This window comes from Rhizobium sp. BK376 (assembly GCF_004341625.1).
Lineage (GTDB): Bacteria > Pseudomonadota > Alphaproteobacteria > Rhizobiales > Rhizobiaceae > Rhizobium.
Window position 1 is genome coordinate 533,554 of record NZ_SLZG01000003.1, and the last position, 21,364, is coordinate 554,917.

The following is a 21,364-nucleotide window of genomic DNA, read 5'->3' on the forward strand; positions in this document are numbered from 1 at the left end:
GTAGAAATCGGCGAAGCGCCGCCACTTGTCTCTTCTCCCCTTGGGGAGAAGTGCCGGAGCGATAGCGAGGCGATGAGGGGTCCCCACGGTCACACGCCTACTTTGAATTTTTGCGTCGCATTACAAGTCACTTCACCCCGCCGGCGCCGCCCCCGTAGACGCCCGCACGATCAGCTCCGCCTTCCACAATTCCTGTTCCGGATAGCTGCCGAGATCCTTGATCTGGCCGATCAGACGCTCGGCGATGCGCACGCCCGCGGCGCGCAGCGGCGAGCGGGTGGTCGTCAGCGGAACGGAGAAATTTTCCGGTTTCAAGAGCGGCAGCACGTCGTCATGGGCAATCAGCGAGATATCCTCGCCGAGTTTCAGGCCGGCCTGGTTGATGATGCGGATGGCGCCGAGCGCAAGCACCGTGCTCGAACAGAGGATGGCCGTCGGCCGCTCGGGTAGCTGCAGGAAGCGCTCCATGGCAAACAGCCCCTGTTCGTCCGTCATTGCGGTGTGGGTAACACAGGCCTCGTCAAGCGTCAGCCCTCGTTCGGCAAGGGCAGCACTCACGCCCATCTTCCGGCGGATCGCGAAGTCGAGATGCTCTGGCCCGTTCATGACGGCGAACCGGCGATGTCCGAGCTGGAGCAGCAGTTTCGTCGCGTCGTAGAAGGCCGCCTCGTTGTCGATGTCGAGATAGGGATAGTCCGGCTCGCTGCCGATTGAGCGGCCATGCACGACAAAAGGGATGGACAGCGATTTCAGCATGTCGAGCCGCGGATCGTGGCCGCGCATATAGGCGACGAACAACGCGTCCACGTTGCCGCTGATCGCAAGCCGCCGGAGCGCACCCACTTCGTCGTTCGGGTCGGCGGGGGTGATGACGAAGTGAAAGTCGTGCCGCAGCGCCTCCTCGCCAAGGCCGGTCAGGAACTCGCCGAAATGCACGTCGGAGGGATGGCCGGGCGCCGTCGGCATGACGAGGCCGAGCGACCCGGCCTTTCCGGTCGCCAGCCGTTGTGCGGCCTTGTTGGGACGATATCCTGTCTCGCGGACAGCCTGAAGCACGCGTTCGCGCGTTTCTCTGTTGACTTCCGGATATCCGTTGAGGGCGCGGCTGACTGTGGTCTGCGACAGGCCTAACATTTGCGATAGCTGCTTCAGATTCACGGCCTGCAATCCTCTTCCCGGCGCGCATGAACGTCTTCGAAACGTTACGAGCCGCGCTGCTTCAGCGCCTTAACGTCTTCCAAAGCGCTTTAAAATATGTAGCACGCGAACGGCTTGACTCAAGAAAAATCGCTCCATATTTCCGTTTAATCGATGCTGCATTGCGAGATTTCCGCTGCATAACGGTCGATTTCGCAAATTCACTTGACTTCAAACGCGCCTCAGTAGAATGAATTTAGTAGCCAAAGCGCTTTGAGGAATTGCGCATTTTGAGCTTTGGGGGACGATCCCCTTATGTGATGGGAGGTTGATCACATGAAGAAGATACTTTTGCTGAGCGTTGCCGTGGCGGCAATGGTCGCCGGCACCGCATCCGCCGCCGACCTGAAATTTCCGCCTGGCCAGGATTCCAAGTTCAACTGGAAGAGCTATGACGATTTCAAGGCCGGCCATGCCGACCTGAAGGGTCAGGAACTGACCATCTTCGGCCCGTGGCGCGGCGAAGACGAAGCGCTGTTCACCAGCGTTCTCAATTATTTCACCGAAGCGACCGGCGTGAACGCCAAGTATTCCTCCTCCGAAAACTATGAGCAGCAGATCGTCATCGACACGCAGGCCGGTTCGCCGCCGAATGTCGCGATCCTGCCGCAGCCGGGTCTTCTGGCAAACCTCGCAAGTCAGGGGCACCTGACGCCGCTCGGCGACGACCTGGCAAAGTGGGTCAAGGACAATTACGGCGCCGGCGACAGCTGGGTCGGCTATGGCACCTACAAGGGCAAGGACGGCAAGGAAGCCTTCTATGCCTTCCCCTACAAGGCCGACCTGAAGTCGCTCGTCTGGTACGTGCCGGAAAACTTCAAGGAAGGCGGCTACCAGATCCCGACCACCCTGGAGGACCTTGAAAAGCTGACCGACCAGATCGCCAAGGACGGCGGCGTTCCCTGGTGCATCGGCCTCGGCTCGGGCGGCGCCACGGGCTGGCCGGCAACCGACTGGGTCGAAGACATCATGCTGCGCATCAACACGCCGCAGGACTACGACAACTGGACCACCAACGAGCTGAAGTTCAACGATCCGAAGGTCGTTGCCGCGATCGACGAGTTCGGCAAGTTCGCCAAGAACCCGAAATATGTCGACGGTGGCGTTGCGGCCGTAGCATCGACCGACTTCCGCGATAGCCCGAAGGGCCTCTTTGCGGTTCCGCCGAAGTGCTACATGCACAAGCAGGCCTCGTTCATCCCAAGCTTCTTCCCTGAAGGCACGAAGCTCGGCCAGGATGCGGACTTCTTCTACTTCCCGCCCGCCGCTGCCCATCCGGAACTCGGCAAGCCTGTCCTCGGCGCCGGTACGCTTGCGACGATCACGAAGGATTCGCCGGCCGCTCGCGCCTTCATCCAGTTCCTGCAGACGCCGATTGCTCAGGAAATCTGGATGGCGCAATCAGGCTTCCTGACCCCTTACAAGGGCGTCAATAAGGCTGCCTATGCCAACGACACGCTCCGCAAGGAAGGTGAACTCCTGACGACGGCAACGACCTTCCGCTTCGACGGCTCGGACCTGATGCCCGGCAAGATCGGCGCAGGTTCCTTCTGGACCGGCATGGTCGATTTCGTCGGCGGCAAGTCGGCGCAGGAAGCTGGCGACGCCATCCAGAAGTCCTGGGACGGCATCAAGTAAGCATCTCATCGCTCAAATCACCGGTCACGTGGGGTGGCCGGTGATCTCGCCTGCCGCGACTGCCAATAAAAACGAGATAAGGGGAGGGGTGGATGCTTTCGCAAATCCTGTCGGCCTTGGGGGCCGTCGTGCTTGGAGTGGGCGCCTGCGTGCTCTATTTCTGGGCCTCGAACAAGTTGCTCGACATGGCGCTGCCGGACAAGGGGGATGTCCAGGTGGCTTCGCGCAATCTGCGCTATCGTTCGGTCATTCGCCCCTGGCTCTTTCTCGGGCCGGCGCTGATCCTGCTGGCCGTCTATCTCGTCTATCCCGTCATCGCGACCTTCATCCTGTCCTTCTACGATCGCAACGGCGCTCAGTTCGTCGGTCTTGCCAATTATCACTGGGCGATCAACGACGATGAATTCCGCCAGTCGATCTTCAATAACATCCTCTGGCTCGCCGTCGTCCCGGCCGCCTGCACCTTCTTCGGCCTCGTCATCGCCGTCATGACAGACCGCATCTGGTGGGGCAATATCGCCAAGAGCATCGTCTTCATGCCGATGGCGATTTCCTTCGTAGGCGCATCCGTCATCTGGAAGTTCATCTACGAGTATCGCGGCGGCAACGACGTGCAGATCGGCCTCCTGAACGCCATCGTCCAGCTCTTCGGCGGCACGCCTGAAGTCTGGATCTCGGTACCCTTCTGGAACAATTTCTTCCTGATGATCATCCTGATCTGGATCCAGACAGGTTTTGCCATGGTCATCCTGTCAGCGGCCCTGCGCGGCATTCCGGAAGAGACCATCGAGGCTGCCGTCATCGATGGCGCCAATGGTTGGCAGATCTTCTGGAAGATCATGGTGCCGCAGGTCTGGGGCACGATCGCCGTCGTCTGGACGACGATCACCATTCTCGTGCTCAAGGTCTTCGATATCGTGCTGACCATGACCAATGGTCAGTGGAACACGATGGTTCTCGCCAATCTCATGTTCAACTGGCTGTTCCGTGGCGGCGGCGATAGCGGCCGAAGCGCCGTCATCGCGCTGATCATCATGCTCGCCGTCACGCCGATCATGATCTGGAACGTGCGTCGCGCCAATCGCGAACTGGGAGGGCGCTAAGATGCAGGCCACATCAAGCCTTCGCCGCATCGGTGCGGCGCGCCTCTTCGTCCACCTCGTCGTCCTCATCATCGTCATCATCTGGCTGGTGCCGACGCTCGGCATCTTCGTCAGCGCGCTGCGCGACAAGGATCAGATCACCGTCTCCGGCTGGTGGACGGCATTTGCCGGTTCCTCGCAGATGTCGGCCGTTCGTCTCGCGGGCGGCGACAAGGCGCAGCAGGACGGCGCCAATTATGTCATCTCCGGTTCCGTCTTTGGTCCCGGTGGTGGCGGCACCGTTCGCTCATTCGGCACGCGCGTCCAGGCGCCCTCGGCCTACGAGGCCGGAACGACTGCCGATCTTGGCGATGGCGAAACGCTGCTGATCAACAGCGACGGCACCTATCGCTACAGCAAGAACGCCCCCTTCGGCGACGCAAGCGGCCGGCGCGTCTATCTCTCCGTTGCGACCCCGCCGAAATTCACCATGCAAAACTACAAGAACGTTCTGACGAGCGAGGGCATCGGCCAGTCCTTCATCAACTCGCTGACAGTCACGATCCCGGCCACGATCATCCCGATCCTGGTCGCAGCCTTCGCCGCCTATGCGCTCGCCTGGATGGAGTTTCCCGGGCGTGCGCTGTTGATTGCGGTCGTGGTCGGCCTCATCGTCGTGCCGCTGCAGATGTCGCTGATCCCGCTTCTTCGCATCTATAACGAGATCGGCCAGCTCTTCGGTGTGCCTTCCAAGACCTATCCGGGCATATGGCTGGCGCACACCGCCTTCGGCATGCCGCTCGCCATCTATCTGCTGCGCGCCTATATCGCCGGCCTGCCGCGCGAGATCATCGAATCCGCCCGTGTCGATGGCGCCAGCGATTTCGATATCTTCGTGAAGATCATCCTGCCGCTGTCTTTCCCCGCGCTCGCCTCCTTCGCGATCTTCCAGTTCCTGTGGGTCTGGAACGACCTTTTGATCGCCATGGTCTTCCTCGGCACCGACAAGGACCATCTGGTTCTAACAGGGGCGCTCAACGCGCTGCTCGGTTCGCGCGGCGGCAATTGGGAAATCCTGACGGCCTCGGCCTTCGTCACCATCGTAGTCCCGCTCCTCGTCTTCTTCGGTCTGCAGCGCTATCTCGTGCGCGGTCTGCTTGCCGGGTCGGTGAAGGGGGGCTGATCCATAATCCGCATTGATACAGGACACTAAGTAATGAGCGTTGCCCCTCAATCCCTCTCGGCACCTGATAAGGACTGGTGGCGTGGTGCTGTGATCTACCAGATCTATCCGCGCTCCTATCAGGACAGCAACGGCGACGGCATCGGTGATCTGAAGGGCATCGCCGCGCGCCTGCCGCATGTGGCGGGCCTCGGCGCTGATGCCATCTGGATCTCGCCGTTCTTCATGTCGCCGATGCGGGATTTCGGTTACGACGTGTCCGATTACGAAGATGTCGACCCGATCTTCGGCACGCTTGCCGATTTCGATAGCCTGATCGCGGAGGCACACCGTCTCGGTATCAAGGTTCTGATCGATCTCGTCATTTCTCACAGCTCCGACCGCCATCCCTGGTTCGTCGAAAGCCGCTCCAGCAAGGGCAACAAGAAGGCCGACTGGTACGTCTGGAGCGATGCGAAGCCGGACGGCACGCCGCCGAACAATTGGCTGTCGATCTTCGGCGGCTCCGCCTGGGCCTGGGACCCCACCCGCATGCAATATTACATGCACAACTTCCTGGTCTCGCAGCCCGATCTCAATCTGCACAATCCCGAGGTCCAGGACCGCCTGCTGGAGGTCGTGCGCTTCTGGCTCGACCGCGGTGTCGACGGCTTCCGGCTGGATACGATCAACTTCTACTTCCATGACCGCGAACTGCGCGACAATCCGGCGCTGGAGGTATCCCGCCGCAATGCGTCGACGGCGCCGGCGGTCAATCCCTACAATTTTCAGGAACATGTCTACGACAAGAACCGCCCGGAGAACCTCGCCTTCCTGAAGCGCTTCCGCGCCGTGCTCGAGGAATATCCGGCGATCGCAGCGGTCGGCGAAGTCGGCGACAGCCAGCGCGGCCTTGAGATCGTCGGCGAATACACGTCAGGCGGCGACAAGATGCACATGTGCTACGCCTTCGAATTCCTGGCGCCCGATCCGCTCTCGCCGGAGCGCGTCGAGGAGGTCATGCAGGATTTCGGCAAGGCGGCTCCTGATGGCTGGGCTTGCTGGGCATTCTCCAACCACGACGTGATGCGCTATGTCAGCCGCTGGGGCAGCCTGGTTGCCGATCGCGACAGTTTCGCCAAGCTCTATTCCTCGATCCTGATGACGCTGCGTGGCTCCGTCTGCCTCTATCAGGGCGAGGAACTGGGCCTCACCGAAGCCGATCTCGCCTATCAGGATCTGCAGGACCCTTATGGCATCCAGTTCTGGCCGGAATTCAAGGGTCGCGACGGCTGCCGCACCCCGATGGTCTGGGACAGCCAGGTCGCACAGGGCGGCTTCTCGACAGTCAAGCCCTGGCTCCCGGTGCCGGTCGAGCACATCCTGCGCGCCGTCAGCGTCCAGAGCGGCGACGAGAATTCGGTGCTGGAGCACTATCGCCGCTTCATCGGCTTCAGAAAGCAATACCCTGCCTTCGCCAAGGGCGAGATCGCCTTCTTCGAGCCGCAGGGCGACGCGCTGCTTTACACCCGCACCTACGGCAACGAGACCATCCTTTGCGTCTTCAACATGGGTGCGGCAGAGACGCTGACCGAACTGCCCGATGGAAACTGGCAGGCTTTGTCAGGGCACGGATTTGCGAGCAACAACTACGGCAACAAGATCGATATTCCGGCCTGGGGAGCTTACTTCGCGCGTCTGGCCTAGAGCAATTCCAGCAAAAGTGTGAAACGGTTTTGCGTCTGGAATTGCGCAAAGCCAAAAATATCAAGGGGAGGGGAGAGGGCATGACCGCACTTGAATTGAAGGGCATCAAAAAGTCATACGGCGCAGTCAACGTGCTGCACGGCATCGATCTCGACATCAAGCAGGGCGAATTCATCGTCTTCGTCGGCCCCTCCGGTTGCGGAAAGTCGACGCTGCTGCGCATGATCGCCGGGCTGGAAAGCATCACCGGCGGCGAGATGGTGATCGACGGCAAGGTGGTCAACGAGGTGCCTCCATCGCGTCGCGGCATTGCCATGGTCTTCCAGTCCTACGCGCTCTATCCCCACATGACGGTCTACGACAACATGGCCTTCGGCATGCGGATCGCCCGCGAGAACAAGCAGGAGATCGACCGGCGCGTGAAGGCTGCCGCCGCCAGCCTGCAACTGACCCAATATCTGGAACGGCTGCCGAAGGCTCTATCCGGCGGCCAGCGCCAGCGCGTGGCGATCGGCCGGGCGATCTGCCGCAACCCGAAGGTCTTCCTCTTCGACGAGCCCCTGTCGAACCTCGATGCCGCATTGCGCGTCGCCACTCGCATCGAGATTGCGCGGCTGAACGATTCCATGCCGGACACGACGATGATCTACGTCACGCACGACCAGGTCGAGGCGATGACGCTGGCGGATCGTATCGTCGTGCTGTCGGCCGGTCGCGTCGAGCAGGTCGGTGCGCCGCTGGAGCTTTACGAGCGTCCCGCCAACCTCTTCGTCGCCAAATTCATCGGCTCGCCCGCCATGAACATCATCCCGGCGACCGTTACGGCCAGCGGCGCAACGACGACGGTCACCCTGACCGGCGGCAAGTCTGTCACGCTCGATGTCCCGAGCGCCGAGTCCGAAAAGGGCAAGAAGGCAAGCTTCGGCGTGCGTCCCGAGGATCTGCGCGTCGCGACCGGCGACGACTATCTTTTCGAGGGCGAGATATCGATTGTCGAAGCGCTCGGCGAGGTAACCCTGCTCTATATCGAAGGCCTGGTCGAGGGCGAGCCGATCATCGCCAAGATTCCAGGAATTCTCGATGCCCATAGGGGCCAGAAGATGCGTTTTGCCGCCGATCGTAACAAGCTTCATCTCTTCGATTCCGAGGGGCAGACGTACCGCCGATAACCCCAAAAAAAGTCCACTCATAATTCATATTCGCCCCCGGAAACCCATGGTTCAAAACCATCTGTTAAGCCTTCCGATGTTAGCGTTATGGTTGCCAATGTTTTAGGGATTTTAGAGATGGCGGCGCCAGGGACTCCGGGTCACAACCACTTTTTGAACAAGGAAGAATCCTTCATGTACGACCGCGAAGTGCGGTTCCGCATGGAGGATACGATGAATGCCGCGCGCATCGAATTTACCGAGAAGGGCGTCATGCACATGGCGTCCCGTCGCTGCGACATCATCCGCATCTCACAGAGCGGCGCGATCCTCGCGATCCTGACGCAATACAATCTCCCGCAGCAGTTCTATCTTGATATTCCCGACGCCCGCATCACCAAGGTCGGCTGCATGCTGATGAAGGTCTTCGCCAACAACACGATCGAAGTCCGCTTCCTGCGTCTGATGACGGAGAAGGAACTGAACAAGATCTTCGTCTACTCTACCCATCCGGCGCATCGGGATCGCGTTCTGGATATTCGCGGATAAGCTATTTGAGGGGTGTGCCAATGGCCCTCTCATCCGGCTGCCGCCACCTTTTCCCTGAAGGGACAAGGGAATGACGTGCCCGCGCCATTCTTATCTCGCCGTTCAATACCAGGCGAAGCATCGCCACGAGTTTCTTCTCCCCAGCGGGGGAGAAGGTGCCGGCAGGCGGATGAGGGGGCGGCAGGGCGCGAAGGCCAGACGCCCGTTCATCCATACCCCATCAATGATGAAACAGCACACTCGCCCCCTGATCCGCCGGCCCCGCAGCATGGCGGAACGGTGCAAAGAGCTCGCGGCCCATGCCGAATTCGTTAGCGGAGAGATCGATCCTCTCCGGCTCGCGCTCGGCCATATCGGCGGCGTCGACCAGCACTTCCAGCGTGCCGGCTACCGCATCGATGCGGATCATGTCGCCTTCCCTAATGCGAGCGATCGGCCCACCGTCGACGGCTTCCGGCGTCACATGGATCGCCGCCGGGATCTTGCCTGAAGCACCCGACATGCGCCCGTCGGTCAGAAGCGCCACGCGGAAGCCGCGGTCCTGCAGGACGCCGAGCGCCGGCGTCAGCTTGTGCAGTTCCGGCATGCCGTTCGCCTTCGGTCCCTGGAAGCGCACAACGGCGACGAAATCGCGGTTGAGCTTGCCGTCCTTGAAAGCCTGCTGCATTTCCAACTGGTCGTGGAAAATGACGGCGGGAGCCTCGATGATGTGACGCTCCGGCTTGACGGCGGAGATCTTGATGACCGCCTTGCCGATATTGCCGCGCAGCATCTTCAGCCCGCCAGTCGGCTGGAAGGGCGTGTCGACGCCGGTAAGCACCTTCGGATCGGCGCTCTTCTCGGCCGTCCGTTCGCGTTTGACGGTACCGTTCGCGTCAAGCTTCACGTCGATCGAATAGGCGTCGAGCCCGTGGCCGAAGACGGTGCGCACGTCGTCATGGATAAGCCCGTGCTTCAGGAGCTCCTTGATCAGGAAACCCATGCCGCCGGCTGCGTGGAAATGGTTCACGTCGGCAAGCCCGTTCGGATAGACGCGCGCCAGCAGCGGGACGTGATCCGAAAGCTCGGAAATATCCTGCCAGGTGAGCACTATGCCGGCCGCGCGCGCCATGGCGACGAGGTGCATCGTGTGGTTCGTCGAGCCGCCGGTCGCATGCAGGCCGACAACGCCGTTTACGATCGATCGCTCGTCGATCATCTCGCCCGCCGGCGTGAATTCGTTGCCGAGTGCTGTTATGGCAAGCGCCCGCTTGGTCGCCTCTCGGGTCAACGCATCGCGCAGCGGCGTGTTGGGATTGACGAAGGACGCGCCGGGCATATGGAAGCCCATGATCTCCATCAGCATCTGGTTGGAATTGGCCGTGCCGTAGAAGGTACAGGTACCGGGACCGTGATAGGACTTGGATTCCGCTTCCAGAAGCTCCGGCCGACCGACTTTGCCCTCGGCAAAGAGCTGGCGCACGAGCGACTTCTCGTCGTTTGCGAGGCCCGAGGTCATCGGCCCGGCCGGAATGAAGATCGCAGGCAGATGGCCAAAGGAGAGTGCAGCGATGACGAGGCCCGGCACGATCTTGTCGCAGACGCCGAGGAAGAGCGCTGCATCGAACATGTTGTGCGACAGGCCGACACCCGCCGACATCGCGATCAGGTCGCGGGAAAACAGCGACAGTTCCATGCCCGGCTGGCCCTGAGTGACGCCATCGCACATGGCAGGCACCCCGCCGGCGACCTGCGCGATGCCGCCGGCCTCGGCCGCTGCCGCACGGATGATTGTGGGATAGGTCTCGAACGGCTGGTGGGCCGAGAGCATGTCGTTATAGGAGGTGATGATCCCGAGATTGGGAACATGGTCGCCCGCAAGCGCCTCCTTCTCGGAGGTGGAACAGACCGCAAAGCCATGGGCAAGGTTGGCGCAACCGAGCACGCTGCGTTGGGCACCCTTTGATGCGGCGCTGCGCAGACGTGCGAGATAGGCTTCCCGCGTAGGCTTCGAGCGCTCGACAATGCGTGCGGTAATCGCGGAAATGCGTGCGTCAGCGGACATGGTCACCCCCTGGCTGGTTGTTCGCAGGCCGCTACGATCATCGAGCCGCCAGCATGGATTAAAGACAAAGACTATCCGTCCGCGCGCCCGAGGGCGCACGGCATATTGCACATTTTGTTCGCATCAGCTCCGACGCTGCCCGAAGGCGGCCTTTAGGGAGCCCAGTATATCTCGACTGTGGAAGCCGCCCGACGCAGGAAGGAGCGGATCGGCATTTCCATTTCGTCGCCCGGCCCTTCGGCCTTGGCGAGCACATCCTTCTTGCTGTCGCCCTCGATATGGAGAACCAGCAGTTTGGCATCCTGAAGGCTGGAGAAGGTGAAGGTCAGGCGCGGTTCGCCCGCACCTTCCGCTTCCATCGTCATGACGCCGCGCGGCGTCTTCGGATCGAGCGCGGTGGCAAGATTATTGCCGCCTGGGAAGAACGAAGCGGTATGGCCATCGCCACCCATGCCGACGATGGCGACGTCGAACGGATTGCAGATGCCCTTCGTCTTCTCGGTGACGATGGCGGCGGCTTCCTGAACGGTTGCCGCCTCATGATAGAGCGGGATGAAGGTCGCTGCCGCAGCCTTGTCCTTCAGCAGGTTGTCCTTGACCAACTGATGGTTCGAGCGCGGATTTTCGATGGGCACGAAACGCTCGTCGACGAGCGTGATCGTCACCTTTGCCCAGTCGATGGCGCGCGATGACAGCTCACCGAAAAAGGCCTTCGGCGTCGAGCCGCCGGAGACCGCAATGCTTGCGGAGCCGCGGGCCGAGATGGTGGCAGAGAGTGTCTCGGCCACTTTGTCCGCGAGTTTGGCGGCAAGTTCCGCGCCGCTGGCAAATGCATTCATGTTCGCTGTCATCGCTATCACCTTACAGGTCGTCGTGCCATGTGCGGCCATCGCGCTCGATCAGCGCGATCGCCTGGCTTGGGCCCCATGTGCCGGCTGTGTAGCCCTGCACCTGCTGGCCGGCTTCTTCCCAGCCCTTGAGGATCGGATCGACCCACTTCCACGCCGCTTCGACTTCGTCACGGCGCATGAACAGGGTCTGGTTCGCACGGACGACGTCCATCAACAGGCGCTCGTAGGCGTCGGGGTTGCGGACGTTGAAGGAAGACGCAAAGCTCATGTCGAGCGAGACGTTGCGCAGGCGCATGCCGCCCGGACCCGGATCCTTAATCATCAGCGACTGCTTGACGCCTTCGTCCGGCTGCAGGCGGATGATCAACTGGTTCTGGTTGATGCGGCCGGCGGAGCTATCGAAGACCGAGTGCGGGATCGGCTTGAAGGTGATGACGATTTCCGACACGCGGCCGGCGAGACGCTTGCCGGTGCGGATGTAGAAGGGAACGCCGGCCCAGCGCCAGTTGTTGATCTCCGCCTTGATGGCGACGAAGGTCTCGGTGTTGGAAACGCCGCCTTCCAGCTCGTCGAGGTAGCCCTTGACGGCTCCGCCTGCAGAGGCGCCGGCGCGGTATTGGCCGCGAACGGTGTAGTGCTCGACATTCGAAGCATCGATCGGCTTCAGCGCGCGCAGAACCTTAAGCTTCTCGTCGCGAACGGCCTCGGAGTCCATCGAGGAGGGAACTTCCATCGCCGTCAGGCAGACGAGCTGCATGATGTGGTTCTGCACCATGTCGCGCAGAGCGCCAGCGGTGTCGTAATAGCCGGCACGGCCTTCCAGACCGACGGTTTCGGCAACCGTGATCTGCACGTGATCGATGTGGTCAGCGTTCCACAGCGGCTCGTAGAGCGCGTTTGCGAAGCGCAGCGCCATCAGGTTCTGCACCGTCTCTTTGCCGAGATAATGGTCGATACGGTAGATCTGCTCTTCCTTGAAGACCTTGCCGATCGTGTCGTTCAGCTGCAGGGCGGAAGCGAGGTCGCGGCCGATCGGCTTTTCGACGACGATGCGGGTCGACTTGGTAATCAGCTTGTGGTCGTGAATCTTCTGCGAAATATCGCCGAAGATGCCGGGTGCGACGGCGAGGTAGAAGGCGCGAACACGATCCTTGCCTTCGTCGAGAAGCTTCTTCAGCTTGTCCCAGCCGCTGTCGGTCTTGGCATCGACAGGAACGTAGAACAGCCGGGCGCAGAACTTGGCGACCTCAGCCTCGTCATATTCGCCCTTCTTGAGGTGCTCTTTCAACGCATCCTGTGCGAACTTGCGATATTCGTCATCGGACAGCGCGCTGCGCGAGGCGCCGATGATGCGGGTCGGCTCGCTGAACTGGCCCTCGATCTGGCGATGATAGAGGGCAGGGAGGAGTTTGCGCTCGGCGAGGTCGCCGCTACCGCCGAAAACGACATAGTCAAATGGCTCAACGGGAATGATTTGGCTGCTCATGAGGTATCTCTCAATCAGACTTGGTTGAGGCCTCTTTTAATCTAATCGATTTAAAAAGGCCAGTGTGCATTGCGGTGAATCTCAATCCTGCTTGTAAAACGGATTCCTCCAAGAGGAAACCGCGACTTGTCAAAACCTGTCGCGCAACGCAAACCAGGTAAGCGCCAGGAAGAGCAGGGGGCTGCGCATGCGGCGGCCTCCCGGAAACGGCGGAATGTCCAACGCCTTGAAAAGATCAAGTTCGCCGGGACGCCCCAGTACCGATTCAGCGTAAAGCCTACCGCAGTAATTTGACAGCATGACGCCATGGCCTGAATAGCCTCCGATCGAGGTCACGCCGGGCATGACGTCGCGCACGAAAAGCTGACGCGGCATCGTGATACCGACCGTGCCGCCCCAGGAATGGGTGATCTCTACCTCGCTCAGGGCCGGATAGATTTCGGCGATCTGGCGGCGGATATGCTGCGTGATGTCGCGCGGATTGTCCGATGTATAGGCCTCGCGTCCGCCGAAGAGCAGCCGCCCGTCGATCGACTTGCGGAAATAGCGAACGACGAAACGGGAATCGGCCACCGCCTCGCCGCCGGGCAGGATATCGGGATATCGGTCGAGAGGGGCCGTCGCGCCGATGAAGGAGCGGATCGGCATGACATGGCTTGCCGTGATCGGCTCGAGGTCGCCAATATGGCCGTTGCAGGCGATCAGAACCCGGCCGGCGGTGATCGTGCCGGTCGATGTCTCGATGACGGTTGCGCTGCCGGATTTCCGGATTGCCGTCGCGCTGGTCATTTCGAACAGGGCAGCACCCGCCGCCTGCGCGACACGCGCCAGTCCGACCAAAAGCTTCAGCGGGTGGATATGCCCGGTGCCCATATCGCGGACGCCGCCATAGTAGCGCTTCGAGCCCAGCCGCTCCCGTGTCTCGGCCTCGTCCATGAAATGCACATGCGGATAATCATAGCGCTCTGCTGCGATCCTGGCATTCTCGGCGTAGCTGCGGACATAGCTCCGCTTGTGCGCCACATTCATCTGGCCGGGGATGAAATCAATGTCGATGGCGTGTTCCTGGGCGAAATCGAGAAGATGCTGCTTGGCGCGTTCGGCAAGATCGAACAGCGCTTTCGAGCGCTCGTAGCCGAGCGTCTCTTCCATCTCCTCCGGCCACCAGCGCTGCCCCGTGCCGAGCTGGCCGCCATTGCGCCCCGAAGCGCCGTCGCCGAAGCGGTTGGCGTCGATCAGCACGATGTCGACGCCCGCCTTTGCCAGCGTGTAGGCCGCCTGCAGACCGGTATAGCCGCCGCCGATGATCGCGACGTCGGCCCGCCGCGATCCGTCGAGGGCGGGATAGGTCTCTCGATCGCCGACCGTTGCCTGATAGAGGGACAGGCCCGGCGCGATCGGGCTCTGCCACGTCTGCTGCAGCTTCATGGGGAATGCTCCCTCACACGTTGAGCAGAAGGAATTCCCGCTCCCAGGGGCTGATCACCTGCATGAAGGTTTCGAATTCGCCCCGTTTGACGCCGGCATAGAGCCCGATGAATTCCTTGCCGAAGACCTCCTCGAAGGCTTCTTCCTCCTCCATCAGGGCGACGGCTTCCAGAAGCCCGCGCGGCAGGTCGATCGATCCTTCGTTGGCCGCATCGTCCGTCGGCGCCGTCGGCTCGATCTCCTTCATGATGCCGAGCAGGCCCGAAGCAAGAGAGGCGGCAAGCGCCAGATAGGGATTGGCATCGGAACTCGGCAGACGGTTCTCGACGCGGCGCGCCTGTGGATCGGAAACCGGCACGCGGAATGCCGTGGTGCGGTTGTCGTAACCCCAGGCGTTGTTGACCGGGCAGGACATGTTCGGCGCCAGCCGGCGATAGGAGTTGACGTAGGGCGCAAGCATCGCCAGCGCATTCGGCACGAATTTCTGCATGCCGCCGATGAAATGGAAGAATTCCTTCGAGGGCGAACCATCCGCGTTCGAGAAGACATTCTTGCCGGTCTCGATATTGACCACCGACTGGTGGATATGCATCGCCGATCCCGGCTGCCCCTGCATCGGCTTCGCCATGAAGGTGGCATAGATATTGTGCTTCAGCGCTGCCTCGCGGATCGTGCGCTTGAACAGGAAGACCTGGTCGGCAAGCTCGATCGGATCGCCGTGGCGTAGGTTGATCTCGAGCTGCGCCGGTCCTTCCTCATGGATCAGCGTATCGATCTCCAGCCCCTGTTTCTCGGAGAAGTGATAGATATCATCGATCAGCTCGTCGAATTCGTTGATGCCGGCGATCGAATAACCCTGTCCGCCAAGGATGGAGCGGCCAGACCGGCCCTTCGGCGGACGCAGCGGGTAGTCCGGGTCGTCATTGGTCCCAACCAGATAGAATTCGATCTCGGGCGCCACGACAGGCTTCCAGCCTCGGTCCGCATAGAGCGCCAGAATGCGCTTCAGCACGTTGCGCGGCGTATAGGATACTTCCTGGCCCTCGGAATTGACGATGTCGCAGATCACCTGCGCCGTCGGATCCGTCTCCCAAGGTACGACCGATAGCGTCGAAAGATCGGGCACGAGCTTCAGGTCGCTGTCGCGCGGCTCGTAGCGGAAGCTCTCGGTTTCCTCGGGGTATTCGCCCGATATCGTGTGGCGATAGATGGCCGAGGGCAGCGCCAGCGAGGTGTTGGAGGTGAACTTGGAGGTCGGCATCATCTTGCCGCGCGGCACGCCGGCAAGATCGGGCGTGATGCATTCTATGTCCTCGATCCCGCGCATCCGCAGCCATTGCGCTGCGTCCTTCCAGTTGTTGACGCCACGGGCCGAACGGAGGCTGGGTGGCATGGTCACGACTTTCGAAACCTGTTTGGAAGCTTTCAGCGGAGTCTTCTTGGCGGGCATAAAACACCGTCATCGGGTTGGTCGGAATTGTCATCATAACCGCAGTTTGGCAATTGGCGAGGGGGTGGCGGCGTTGACATTCGCTCCCTGATGGAAAAATGAGAGCGTCGGACACTAAAAGGAATGTGGTTTGGCTCAGAAATGCGATGTAGTCGTCATCGGCGCGGGCGCAGCGGGAATGATGTGCGCCATTCGCGCCGGCAGGCGCGGGCGCTCGGTGACAGTGCTCGATCATGCCGCCGCACCCGGTGAGAAGATCCGCATTTCCGGCGGCGGCCGTTGCAACTTCACCAATATAAACGCCGGCCCGAAGAACTTTCTCTCCGCCAACCCGCATTTCGCCAAGTCGGCGCTTGCGCGGTTCACGCCGCAGGATTTCATTGCCATGGTCGAACGCTATGGCATCGCCTGGCATGAGAAGACGCTCGGCCAGCTCTTCTGCGATGAAAGCGCCAAGGACATCATCCGCATGCTTGTCGACGAGATGCGGTCAGCCTCCGTCGATCTCAGGTTGCGAACGGAGATCGCCTCGGTCGAGCGCCATGGAGACGGTTTCCGCATCCACGCATCGGATGGCCCGATCGACGCAACCTCCCTGGTCATCGCAAGCGGTGGCAAATCGATCCCGAAAATGGGAGCGTCAGGCTTTGCCTATCGCATCGCCGAGCAATTCTCGCTGCCCGTCGTGGAGACACGCCCAGGCCTCGTGCCGCTCACCATCGAGCCCTCCCTGCTGCAGCGGTTGACGCCACTGTCGGGCATTGCGGCGCCTGCCGAAATTCGCCACGGCAAGACCTCGTTTCGCGAAGCATTGCTCTTCACGCATCGCGGCCTGAGCGGACCGGCGATCCTGCAGATTTCCTCCTATTGGCGGGAAGGGGATGAGATATCGATCGGCATCGAACCCGATATCGACGTCTTCGAACGCCTGAAGGCGGCACGGCAGGCCAATGGCCGCCAATCTGCCCAGACGGCTCTTGCGGAGATCCTGCCGAAGCGTCTTGCGCAACATGTGGTCGAGGCGGAAGAGATGGACGGCAACATGGCCGACCAGTCCGACAAGCGTCTGCAGCGCCTCGCGGCATCGGTCCAGGACTGGCGGATCAAGCCATCAGGCTCGGAAGGGTATCGTACCGCCGAGGTTACGCTTGGCGGCATCGATACGGCGTGCCTCGATTCCCGCAGCATGCAGGTCAAGACGATCCCCGGCCTCTTCTTCATCGGCGAATGCGTCGATGTCACGGGCTGGCTTGGCGGCTACAATTTCCAGTGGGCCTGGGCATCGGGCCATGTTGCCGGGGAGGCAGCCTGAGAGCCTGCATAGTGGCTTGCCCGACCGCTGAGCCGGCTACCTCTTCTTCACCATTGCGTTCAAGACTTCCTTAAGGGACCTGCGCCATTCTGTCCCGATGTCGTCAGCTGCACGATTTCCTATATTAGCAGTTGCCGGTCTGCCGCATTAGCGGTTATCGTGTCGGTGTGAAATGGGAAACGGACTCATGAACAAGACCAAGCGCGCTCGCGCCATCGCAATTGCTGATACCCAGACAAACACAAAATTGCTGGCTGCCCGGCTTTTGATGCTGGCCACCGGCGTGACCGCTGCCTGCATTGCCTACCTGGCGGCACGCAGCTTCTGATTATTCCGGTCTGATTTTTATCGAAGCACTGCCGCATTTGCTTGCGCTGTGCATGTATAGACTGGTTTATACTTGCCGATCGGCGACCTTTCAGCGCAATGCTTGGATTTAAGTCCCACTGCTGTTTCGCGCTACGACCCCTTATCTGAAAATTAAGATATGGCCTCCAAAATCTCGTCAACGATAAAGGGGGTTCTAATCGATTAGAACCTGGCAATGACTGCCTTCGTCACCGACGAAACCCCGCCTGTCAAAAATCCGAGGTTGCTGTTGTGCACCCAGTCAACGCCGTGCAGGCGTCGGCGGGGGAGTGGTGTATGAAAGGCCCGAACCACCATGTTCATCGATAAGATTCTTTCCCGCTTCAAGATCCAGACGAAGGTTCTGCTCTTCGTCCTGCCTTTCGTCATCAGCATTTCAGCGGTCGGATTGACCGGCCTTTACGCCTCCGGCCTTTTGCAGGGGCGCATGGAGATATCAAACAACGTCCTGCAGTCGCTGACGGGTTTCAAGAACCTCTACAGCTCCATGGACGACTTCCTGCGCATCACCAACGAGCAGGCGCGCGACAAGCTCTATGCCGACGTCAAGTCGCAGGGCTCGGTGCTCGATGCCACCCTGTCGCAGCTCGGCAAGGATTCCGATGGTCGCGACAGCCTGGCAGATGCCGCCGCCAAGACGGCCGATATCTCCAAGGTCGTCGGCAGCCTCTGGGATCTGCACCAGCAGGAAGTGAACCTTCGCAAATCGATCAGCGACGCGCAGCGCGCCTTGATCGGCGTTCGCTTCAACATCGATTTCGACGCCCAGCAGATGCAGGATTCGGTCCGCACCGACGAGGGCAATGCCACAGCGACGCTTCGCTCGGCCGACCGGCTGCTAAAGGGTGGCGACACGCTCGTCAGCGTTGCCGATGACTTCAACAAGGCGCAGACGCCTACAGACAAGCTGAAGGCGATCAAGGATCGCATCGGCGACGTCGTCAAGGCTCAGCGCTCGATCGCGCTCGCCCTGCCGCAGAACCAGAAGAGCATGGTCGACTCGCTTGCAGGCACGATCAAGGATCTGAATGCCGGCATCGACGCCGCAACCGCATCCACGACCGACGACACCATTGGCGGCATCTCCCGCCTGCTTTCCCGCTTCCGTCAGATGTCGACCTACACCCAGCTGCAGGCGACGCAGATGATGCGGTCGGCCACGACCACCTTTGTTGAGCTTGACAGCCGCGTGGTGCAGACCAACGCCGTCATCGAGGACACCCGCCGCGTCGAGGCCTCGATCTATTCGCTGCAGCTAGTGATGGCGGATTTTCTTGCCGGCATCAACAAGGACAATCTGGTTCGTTTCCATCAGGAAATCGCCAAGCTCGGCCAGGATCTCAATACGCTGGATCAGAGTGCTACGGGCATGGATTTCGTCGGCGACATCAACGACGCGATCAACCCGGCTTTGAAGTCGCTCGATAGCGACAGCACCAAGCTTGTCGACACGATCACCCAGCGCACGACACAATATGCAAGCGCCCGCCAGCAGCTCGACGAAGTCTGGGGCAAGCTGACCACCTTTGCTGAAACGCAGAAGCAGAGCGCCGGGGTCGAGCGCGAGCAGGCAAACTGGATCTCGATCCTCGCCACCGTCCTCGGCATCGTCCTTTCGGTCGCCGGCGGCATTGCGCTGGTGCTCACCCTGCAGCGTCCGATCGGCCAGATCACGGCCGCCATGCGTCGCATCGCCGACGGTCTCCTGGAAACCTCGATATCGGGCGAGCAGCGCCGCGACGAAATCGGCGACATGGCCCGTGCCCTTGGCATCTTCAAGGAAAATGCCATCTCCAAGATCCGCATCGAGGAGCAGAGCGATGAGGAACGTGCGGCTGCCGAACACGAACGCCAGCGCAACGATGAAGAGAAGCGCGAACTCGACCGCCAGATCGACTTTGCGGTCAGCGAACTCGCAGCCGGCCTCGAGCGTCTTGCGCATGGCGACATCTCGGCGACCATCGAAACGCCCTTCATCGGCCGTCTCGAACAGCTCCGCCAGGATTTCAACGGCTCGCTCTTGCGCCTTCAGGAAACGCTGAGCCAGGTGCGCGACAATGTGGAGATGATCCAGAGCAACGGCAACCAAATGGCTGCGTCAGCCGAGGATCTTTCCAAGCGCACCGAACAGCAGGCGGCTTCTCTCGAGGAAACCGCAGCCGCCGTCGACGAGATCACGGTCACCGTCCGCTCGTCTGCCGAGCGCGCCAAGGATGCCGATGCGATCGTTCGAGAAGCCAAGCGTAGCGCCGACGATAGTTCCGTGGTCGTCGCCAACGCCATTGACGCCATGGCCCGCATCGAGGATGCCTCGCAGAAGATCGAGCAGATCATCGGCGTCATCGACGAGATCGCCTTCCAGACCAACCTGCTGGCGCTCAACGCCGGTATTGAAGCAGCCCGCGCCGGTGAAGCCGGCAAGGGCTTCGCAGTCGTCGCCATGGAAGTCCGCGAACTCGCCCAGCGCTCCGCCGATGCGGCAAGGGAGATCAAGGGTCTCATCAATACCTCGTCTCGCGAAGTGAATTCCGGATCACAGTTCGTGCAGGAAGCGGGTACGGTTCTGGCGCAGATCAGCGGCCAGATCGTCACCATCAGCCAGCATGTCGAGATGATCGCCCGCGCTAGCCATGACCAGGCAAGCGCGCTTCAGGAGGTCAACTCATCAGTCAACCAGATGGACCAGATGACCCAGAAGAACGCCGCCATGGTCGAGGAAACCACCGCCTCCAGCCGCGAGCTGGCGAACGAGGCGGATTCGCTCCTGCGGCTCATCCAGCAGTTCAAGATCGATAGCGGCGCCGACCAGTCCTACTACCGCGCCGCCTGAGGATTGCAGGCCACCCATTGAAAAAGCCCGCTGCACGGAGGTGCGGCGGGCTTTTTACTTTCGGAAACTGCCGACTCAGCGCGCGGCGTCGCCCCAGCGATATTCGACCGTTGCATCATCGAGCCGTGCCTTAAGCGCCGGATCGAGGGTAATGTCGATCGCATCGAGTGTGTCGGTCAGCTGTTCGGCACGGCTGGCACCGATGATCGGCGCGGTGATAGTTGGATTGGCCGCGACCCAGGCGATAGCCAGCTTGACCAGCGGAATGCCGCTTTCAGCCGCGATGCCCTTCAGCTTCTCGACCGTCGAGAACTCGCGCTCGTGCCAGTAACGCTCCTGGTATCGGGCGCCGGCATCGCGCATCTGCGAGCTGAAACGGCCTTCCGTCGGCTTGTCGCTGACCTGATGCTTGCCGGTCAGCATCCCGCCGGCGATCGGATTGTAAGGAATGACCGCCAGCCCTTCCTCTGTCGCAAGCGGAAGCAATTCCCGCTCGATCTGGCGGAACAGCAGATTGTAGCGCGGCTGGACCGAAACGAAGCGGGCGACACGCATGACATCGGCACGCCCGAGCGCCCGGGCGAGGCGATAGGCAAGGTAGTTCGAGACGCCGACATAGCGTGCCCTGCCCGACTGCACGATGGTTTCCATCGCCAGCAGCATCTCGTCGAGCGGCGTTTCCTGGTCGTCCGAATGCAGCTGATAGAGGTCGACATAATCGGTGCCGAGACGGCGCAGCGACGCATCGATCGCATCCAGCAGGCTCTTGCGCGATGCACCTTGCTGCCAGGGATGGGCGCCCATCTTGCCGACGGCCTTGGTGGCGATGATGAAATCGTCGCGCTTGCCCTTCAGCCAGCGGCCGACGATGTCCTCCGTCGTGCCGGCGAGCGATGGGCCGCCGCCGAGCGGATAGACGTTTGCCGTGTCGATGAAGTTGACGCCGCCCTCGGCCGCCTTGTCGAGGATCGTGTGCGCGCCCGCCTCTTCGGTCTGGAGCCCGAAGGTCATGGTTCCGAGGCAAAGGCGGGAAACGGTAAGGCCCGTGCTGCCAAACTTGCAATACTGCATCTGAAGCTCCTGAAATGATGAAGTGGCGCCTTGGAGAATC

16 protein-coding genes are annotated in these 21,364 nt (G+C 61.1%); 9 read left to right on the forward strand and 7 right to left on the reverse strand.

Features of this window, described 5'->3' with window-relative positions:
* Positions 1 to 132: 132 nt before the first annotated feature.
* Positions 133 to 1,158, reverse strand: a complete 1,026-nt coding sequence (locus EV561_RS11010) for a substrate-binding domain-containing protein (RefSeq protein WP_132521230.1) — start codon at positions 1,156 to 1,158, stop codon at positions 133 to 135.
* A gap of 315 nt (positions 1,159 to 1,473) precedes the next feature.
* Between EV561_RS11010 and EV561_RS11015 the strand changes: the two genes are divergently transcribed.
* The 6 genes from EV561_RS11015 (at position 1,474) to EV561_RS11040 (ending at position 8,483) form a co-directional block, all read left to right on the forward strand.
* The gene (locus EV561_RS11015; RefSeq protein WP_132521232.1) at positions 1,474 to 2,835 is read left to right on the forward strand and encodes an ABC transporter substrate-binding protein; all 1,362 of its coding nucleotides are present in this window, start codon (positions 1,474 to 1,476) and stop codon (positions 2,833 to 2,835) included.
* A 92-nt stretch (positions 2,836 to 2,927) separates the two neighbouring features.
* Positions 2,928 to 3,938: a sugar ABC transporter permease gene (locus EV561_RS11020; RefSeq protein WP_132521234.1), complete on the forward strand. Its 1,011-nt coding sequence runs from the start codon at positions 2,928 to 2,930 to the stop codon at positions 3,936 to 3,938.
* Between the two features lies 1 nt (position 3,939).
* A complete protein-coding gene (locus tag EV561_RS11025; protein WP_132521236.1) occupies positions 3,940 to 5,100 on the forward strand; it encodes a carbohydrate ABC transporter permease in 1,161 nt (386 codons plus the stop codon).
* Between the two features lie 33 nt (positions 5,101 to 5,133).
* On the forward strand, positions 5,134 to 6,786 hold the full coding sequence (locus EV561_RS11030) for an alpha-glucosidase (RefSeq protein WP_132521238.1): 1,653 nt from the start codon (positions 5,134 to 5,136) through the stop codon (positions 6,784 to 6,786).
* Positions 6,787 to 6,866: 80 nt separating this feature from the next.
* A complete protein-coding gene (gene ugpC / locus EV561_RS11035) occupies positions 6,867 to 7,955 on the forward strand; it encodes a sn-glycerol-3-phosphate ABC transporter ATP-binding protein UgpC (protein WP_132521240.1) in 1,089 nt (362 codons plus the stop codon).
* Positions 7,956 to 8,129: 174 nt separating this feature from the next.
* Complete coding sequence (locus EV561_RS11040; RefSeq protein WP_165927793.1) at positions 8,130 to 8,483, forward strand: hypothetical protein; 354 nt, start codon at positions 8,130 to 8,132, stop codon at positions 8,481 to 8,483.
* Positions 8,484 to 8,703: 220 nt separating this feature from the next.
* Here the strand turns inward: EV561_RS11040 and edd are convergent, their stop codons facing one another.
* The 5 genes from edd to EV561_RS11065 form a co-directional block, all read right to left on the reverse strand.
* A complete protein-coding gene (gene edd, locus EV561_RS11045) occupies positions 8,704 to 10,527 on the reverse strand; it encodes a phosphogluconate dehydratase (RefSeq protein ID WP_132521244.1) in 1,824 nt (607 codons plus the stop codon).
* Positions 10,528 to 10,679: 152 nt separating this feature from the next.
* Positions 10,680 to 11,378, reverse strand: coding sequence for a 6-phosphogluconolactonase (gene pgl / locus EV561_RS11050; RefSeq protein ID WP_132521246.1), 699 nt, complete (start codon positions 11,376 to 11,378; stop codon positions 10,680 to 10,682).
* A 10-nt stretch (positions 11,379 to 11,388) separates the two neighbouring features.
* Positions 11,389 to 12,864 carry a glucose-6-phosphate dehydrogenase gene (zwf, locus tag EV561_RS11055; protein WP_132521248.1) on the reverse strand — a complete coding sequence of 492 codons (1,476 nt, stop codon included), beginning with the start codon at positions 12,862 to 12,864 and terminating at the stop codon, positions 11,389 to 11,391.
* 129 nt (positions 12,865 to 12,993) lie between these two features.
* Complete coding sequence (locus EV561_RS11060) at positions 12,994 to 14,292, reverse strand: FAD-binding oxidoreductase (RefSeq protein ID WP_132521250.1); 1,299 nt, start codon at positions 14,290 to 14,292, stop codon at positions 12,994 to 12,996.
* Positions 14,293 to 14,305: 13 nt separating this feature from the next.
* Positions 14,306 to 15,742, reverse strand: coding sequence for a glutamine synthetase family protein (locus EV561_RS11065; protein ID WP_132521252.1), 1,437 nt, complete (start codon positions 15,740 to 15,742; stop codon positions 14,306 to 14,308).
* A gap of 178 nt (positions 15,743 to 15,920) precedes the next feature.
* Between EV561_RS11065 and EV561_RS11070 the strand changes: the two genes are divergently transcribed.
* The 3 genes from EV561_RS11070 to EV561_RS11075 all read left to right on the forward strand — a co-directional run bounded on the left by EV561_RS11070 (position 15,921) and on the right by EV561_RS11075 (position 20,253).
* Positions 15,921 to 17,054: an NAD(P)/FAD-dependent oxidoreductase gene (locus EV561_RS11070; protein WP_245512650.1), complete on the forward strand. Its 1,134-nt coding sequence runs from the start codon at positions 15,921 to 15,923 to the stop codon at positions 17,052 to 17,054.
* A gap of 187 nt (positions 17,055 to 17,241) precedes the next feature.
* The gene (locus tag EV561_RS37165; protein ID WP_165927794.1) at positions 17,242 to 17,382 is read left to right on the forward strand and encodes a hypothetical protein; all 141 of its coding nucleotides are present in this window, start codon (positions 17,242 to 17,244) and stop codon (positions 17,380 to 17,382) included.
* A gap of 336 nt (positions 17,383 to 17,718) precedes the next feature.
* Positions 17,719 to 20,253: a HAMP domain-containing methyl-accepting chemotaxis protein gene (locus EV561_RS11075; RefSeq protein WP_132521256.1), complete on the forward strand. Its 2,535-nt coding sequence runs from the start codon at positions 17,719 to 17,721 to the stop codon at positions 20,251 to 20,253.
* Positions 20,254 to 20,328: 75 nt separating this feature from the next.
* Here EV561_RS11075 and EV561_RS11080 read toward each other — a convergent pair whose 3' ends face one another.
* Positions 20,329 to 21,324 carry an aldo/keto reductase gene (locus tag EV561_RS11080; RefSeq protein WP_132521258.1) on the reverse strand — a complete coding sequence of 332 codons (996 nt, stop codon included), beginning with the start codon at positions 21,322 to 21,324 and terminating at the stop codon, positions 20,329 to 20,331.
* Positions 21,325 to 21,364 lie beyond the last annotated feature (40 nt).

What these genes read in the sequence shown, in the direction of transcription:
- EV561_RS11060 (WP_132521250.1), bottom strand. Translation starts at nt 14,292, where the DNA reads ATGAAGCTGCAGCAGACGTGGCAGAGCCCGATCGCGCCGGGCCTGTCC.
- EV561_RS11015 (WP_132521232.1), top strand. Translation starts at nt 1,474, where the DNA reads ATGAAGAAGATACTTTTGCTGAGCGTTGCCGTGGCGGCAATGGTCGCC.
- EV561_RS11040 (WP_165927793.1), top strand. Translation starts at nt 8,130, where the DNA reads ATGTACGACCGCGAAGTGCGGTTCCGCATGGAGGATACGATGAATGCC.
- edd (WP_132521244.1), bottom strand. Translation starts at nt 10,527, where the DNA reads ATGTCCGCTGACGCACGCATTTCCGCGATTACCGCACGCATTGTCGAG.
- EV561_RS37165 (WP_165927794.1), top strand. Translation starts at nt 17,242, where the DNA reads ATGAACAAGACCAAGCGCGCTCGCGCCATCGCAATTGCTGATACCCAG.
- EV561_RS11025 (WP_132521236.1), top strand. Translation starts at nt 3,940, where the DNA reads ATGCAGGCCACATCAAGCCTTCGCCGCATCGGTGCGGCGCGCCTCTTC.
- EV561_RS11020 (WP_132521234.1), top strand. Translation starts at nt 2,928, where the DNA reads ATGCTTTCGCAAATCCTGTCGGCCTTGGGGGCCGTCGTGCTTGGAGTG.
- zwf (WP_132521248.1), bottom strand. Translation starts at nt 12,864, where the DNA reads ATGAGCAGCCAAATCATTCCCGTTGAGCCATTTGACTATGTCGTTTTC.
- EV561_RS11030 (WP_132521238.1), top strand. Translation starts at nt 5,134, where the DNA reads ATGAGCGTTGCCCCTCAATCCCTCTCGGCACCTGATAAGGACTGGTGG.
- EV561_RS11070 (WP_245512650.1), top strand. Translation starts at nt 15,921, where the DNA reads ATGATGTGCGCCATTCGCGCCGGCAGGCGCGGGCGCTCGGTGACAGTG.
- ugpC (WP_132521240.1), top strand. Translation starts at nt 6,867, where the DNA reads ATGACCGCACTTGAATTGAAGGGCATCAAAAAGTCATACGGCGCAGTC.
- EV561_RS11080 (WP_132521258.1), bottom strand. Translation starts at nt 21,324, where the DNA reads ATGCAGTATTGCAAGTTTGGCAGCACGGGCCTTACCGTTTCCCGCCTT.
- EV561_RS11065 (WP_132521252.1), bottom strand. Translation starts at nt 15,742, where the DNA reads ATGCCCGCCAAGAAGACTCCGCTGAAAGCTTCCAAACAGGTTTCGAAA.
- EV561_RS11075 (WP_132521256.1), top strand. Translation starts at nt 17,719, where the DNA reads ATGTTCATCGATAAGATTCTTTCCCGCTTCAAGATCCAGACGAAGGTT.
- pgl (WP_132521246.1), bottom strand. Translation starts at nt 11,378, where the DNA reads ATGACAGCGAACATGAATGCATTTGCCAGCGGCGCGGAACTTGCCGCC.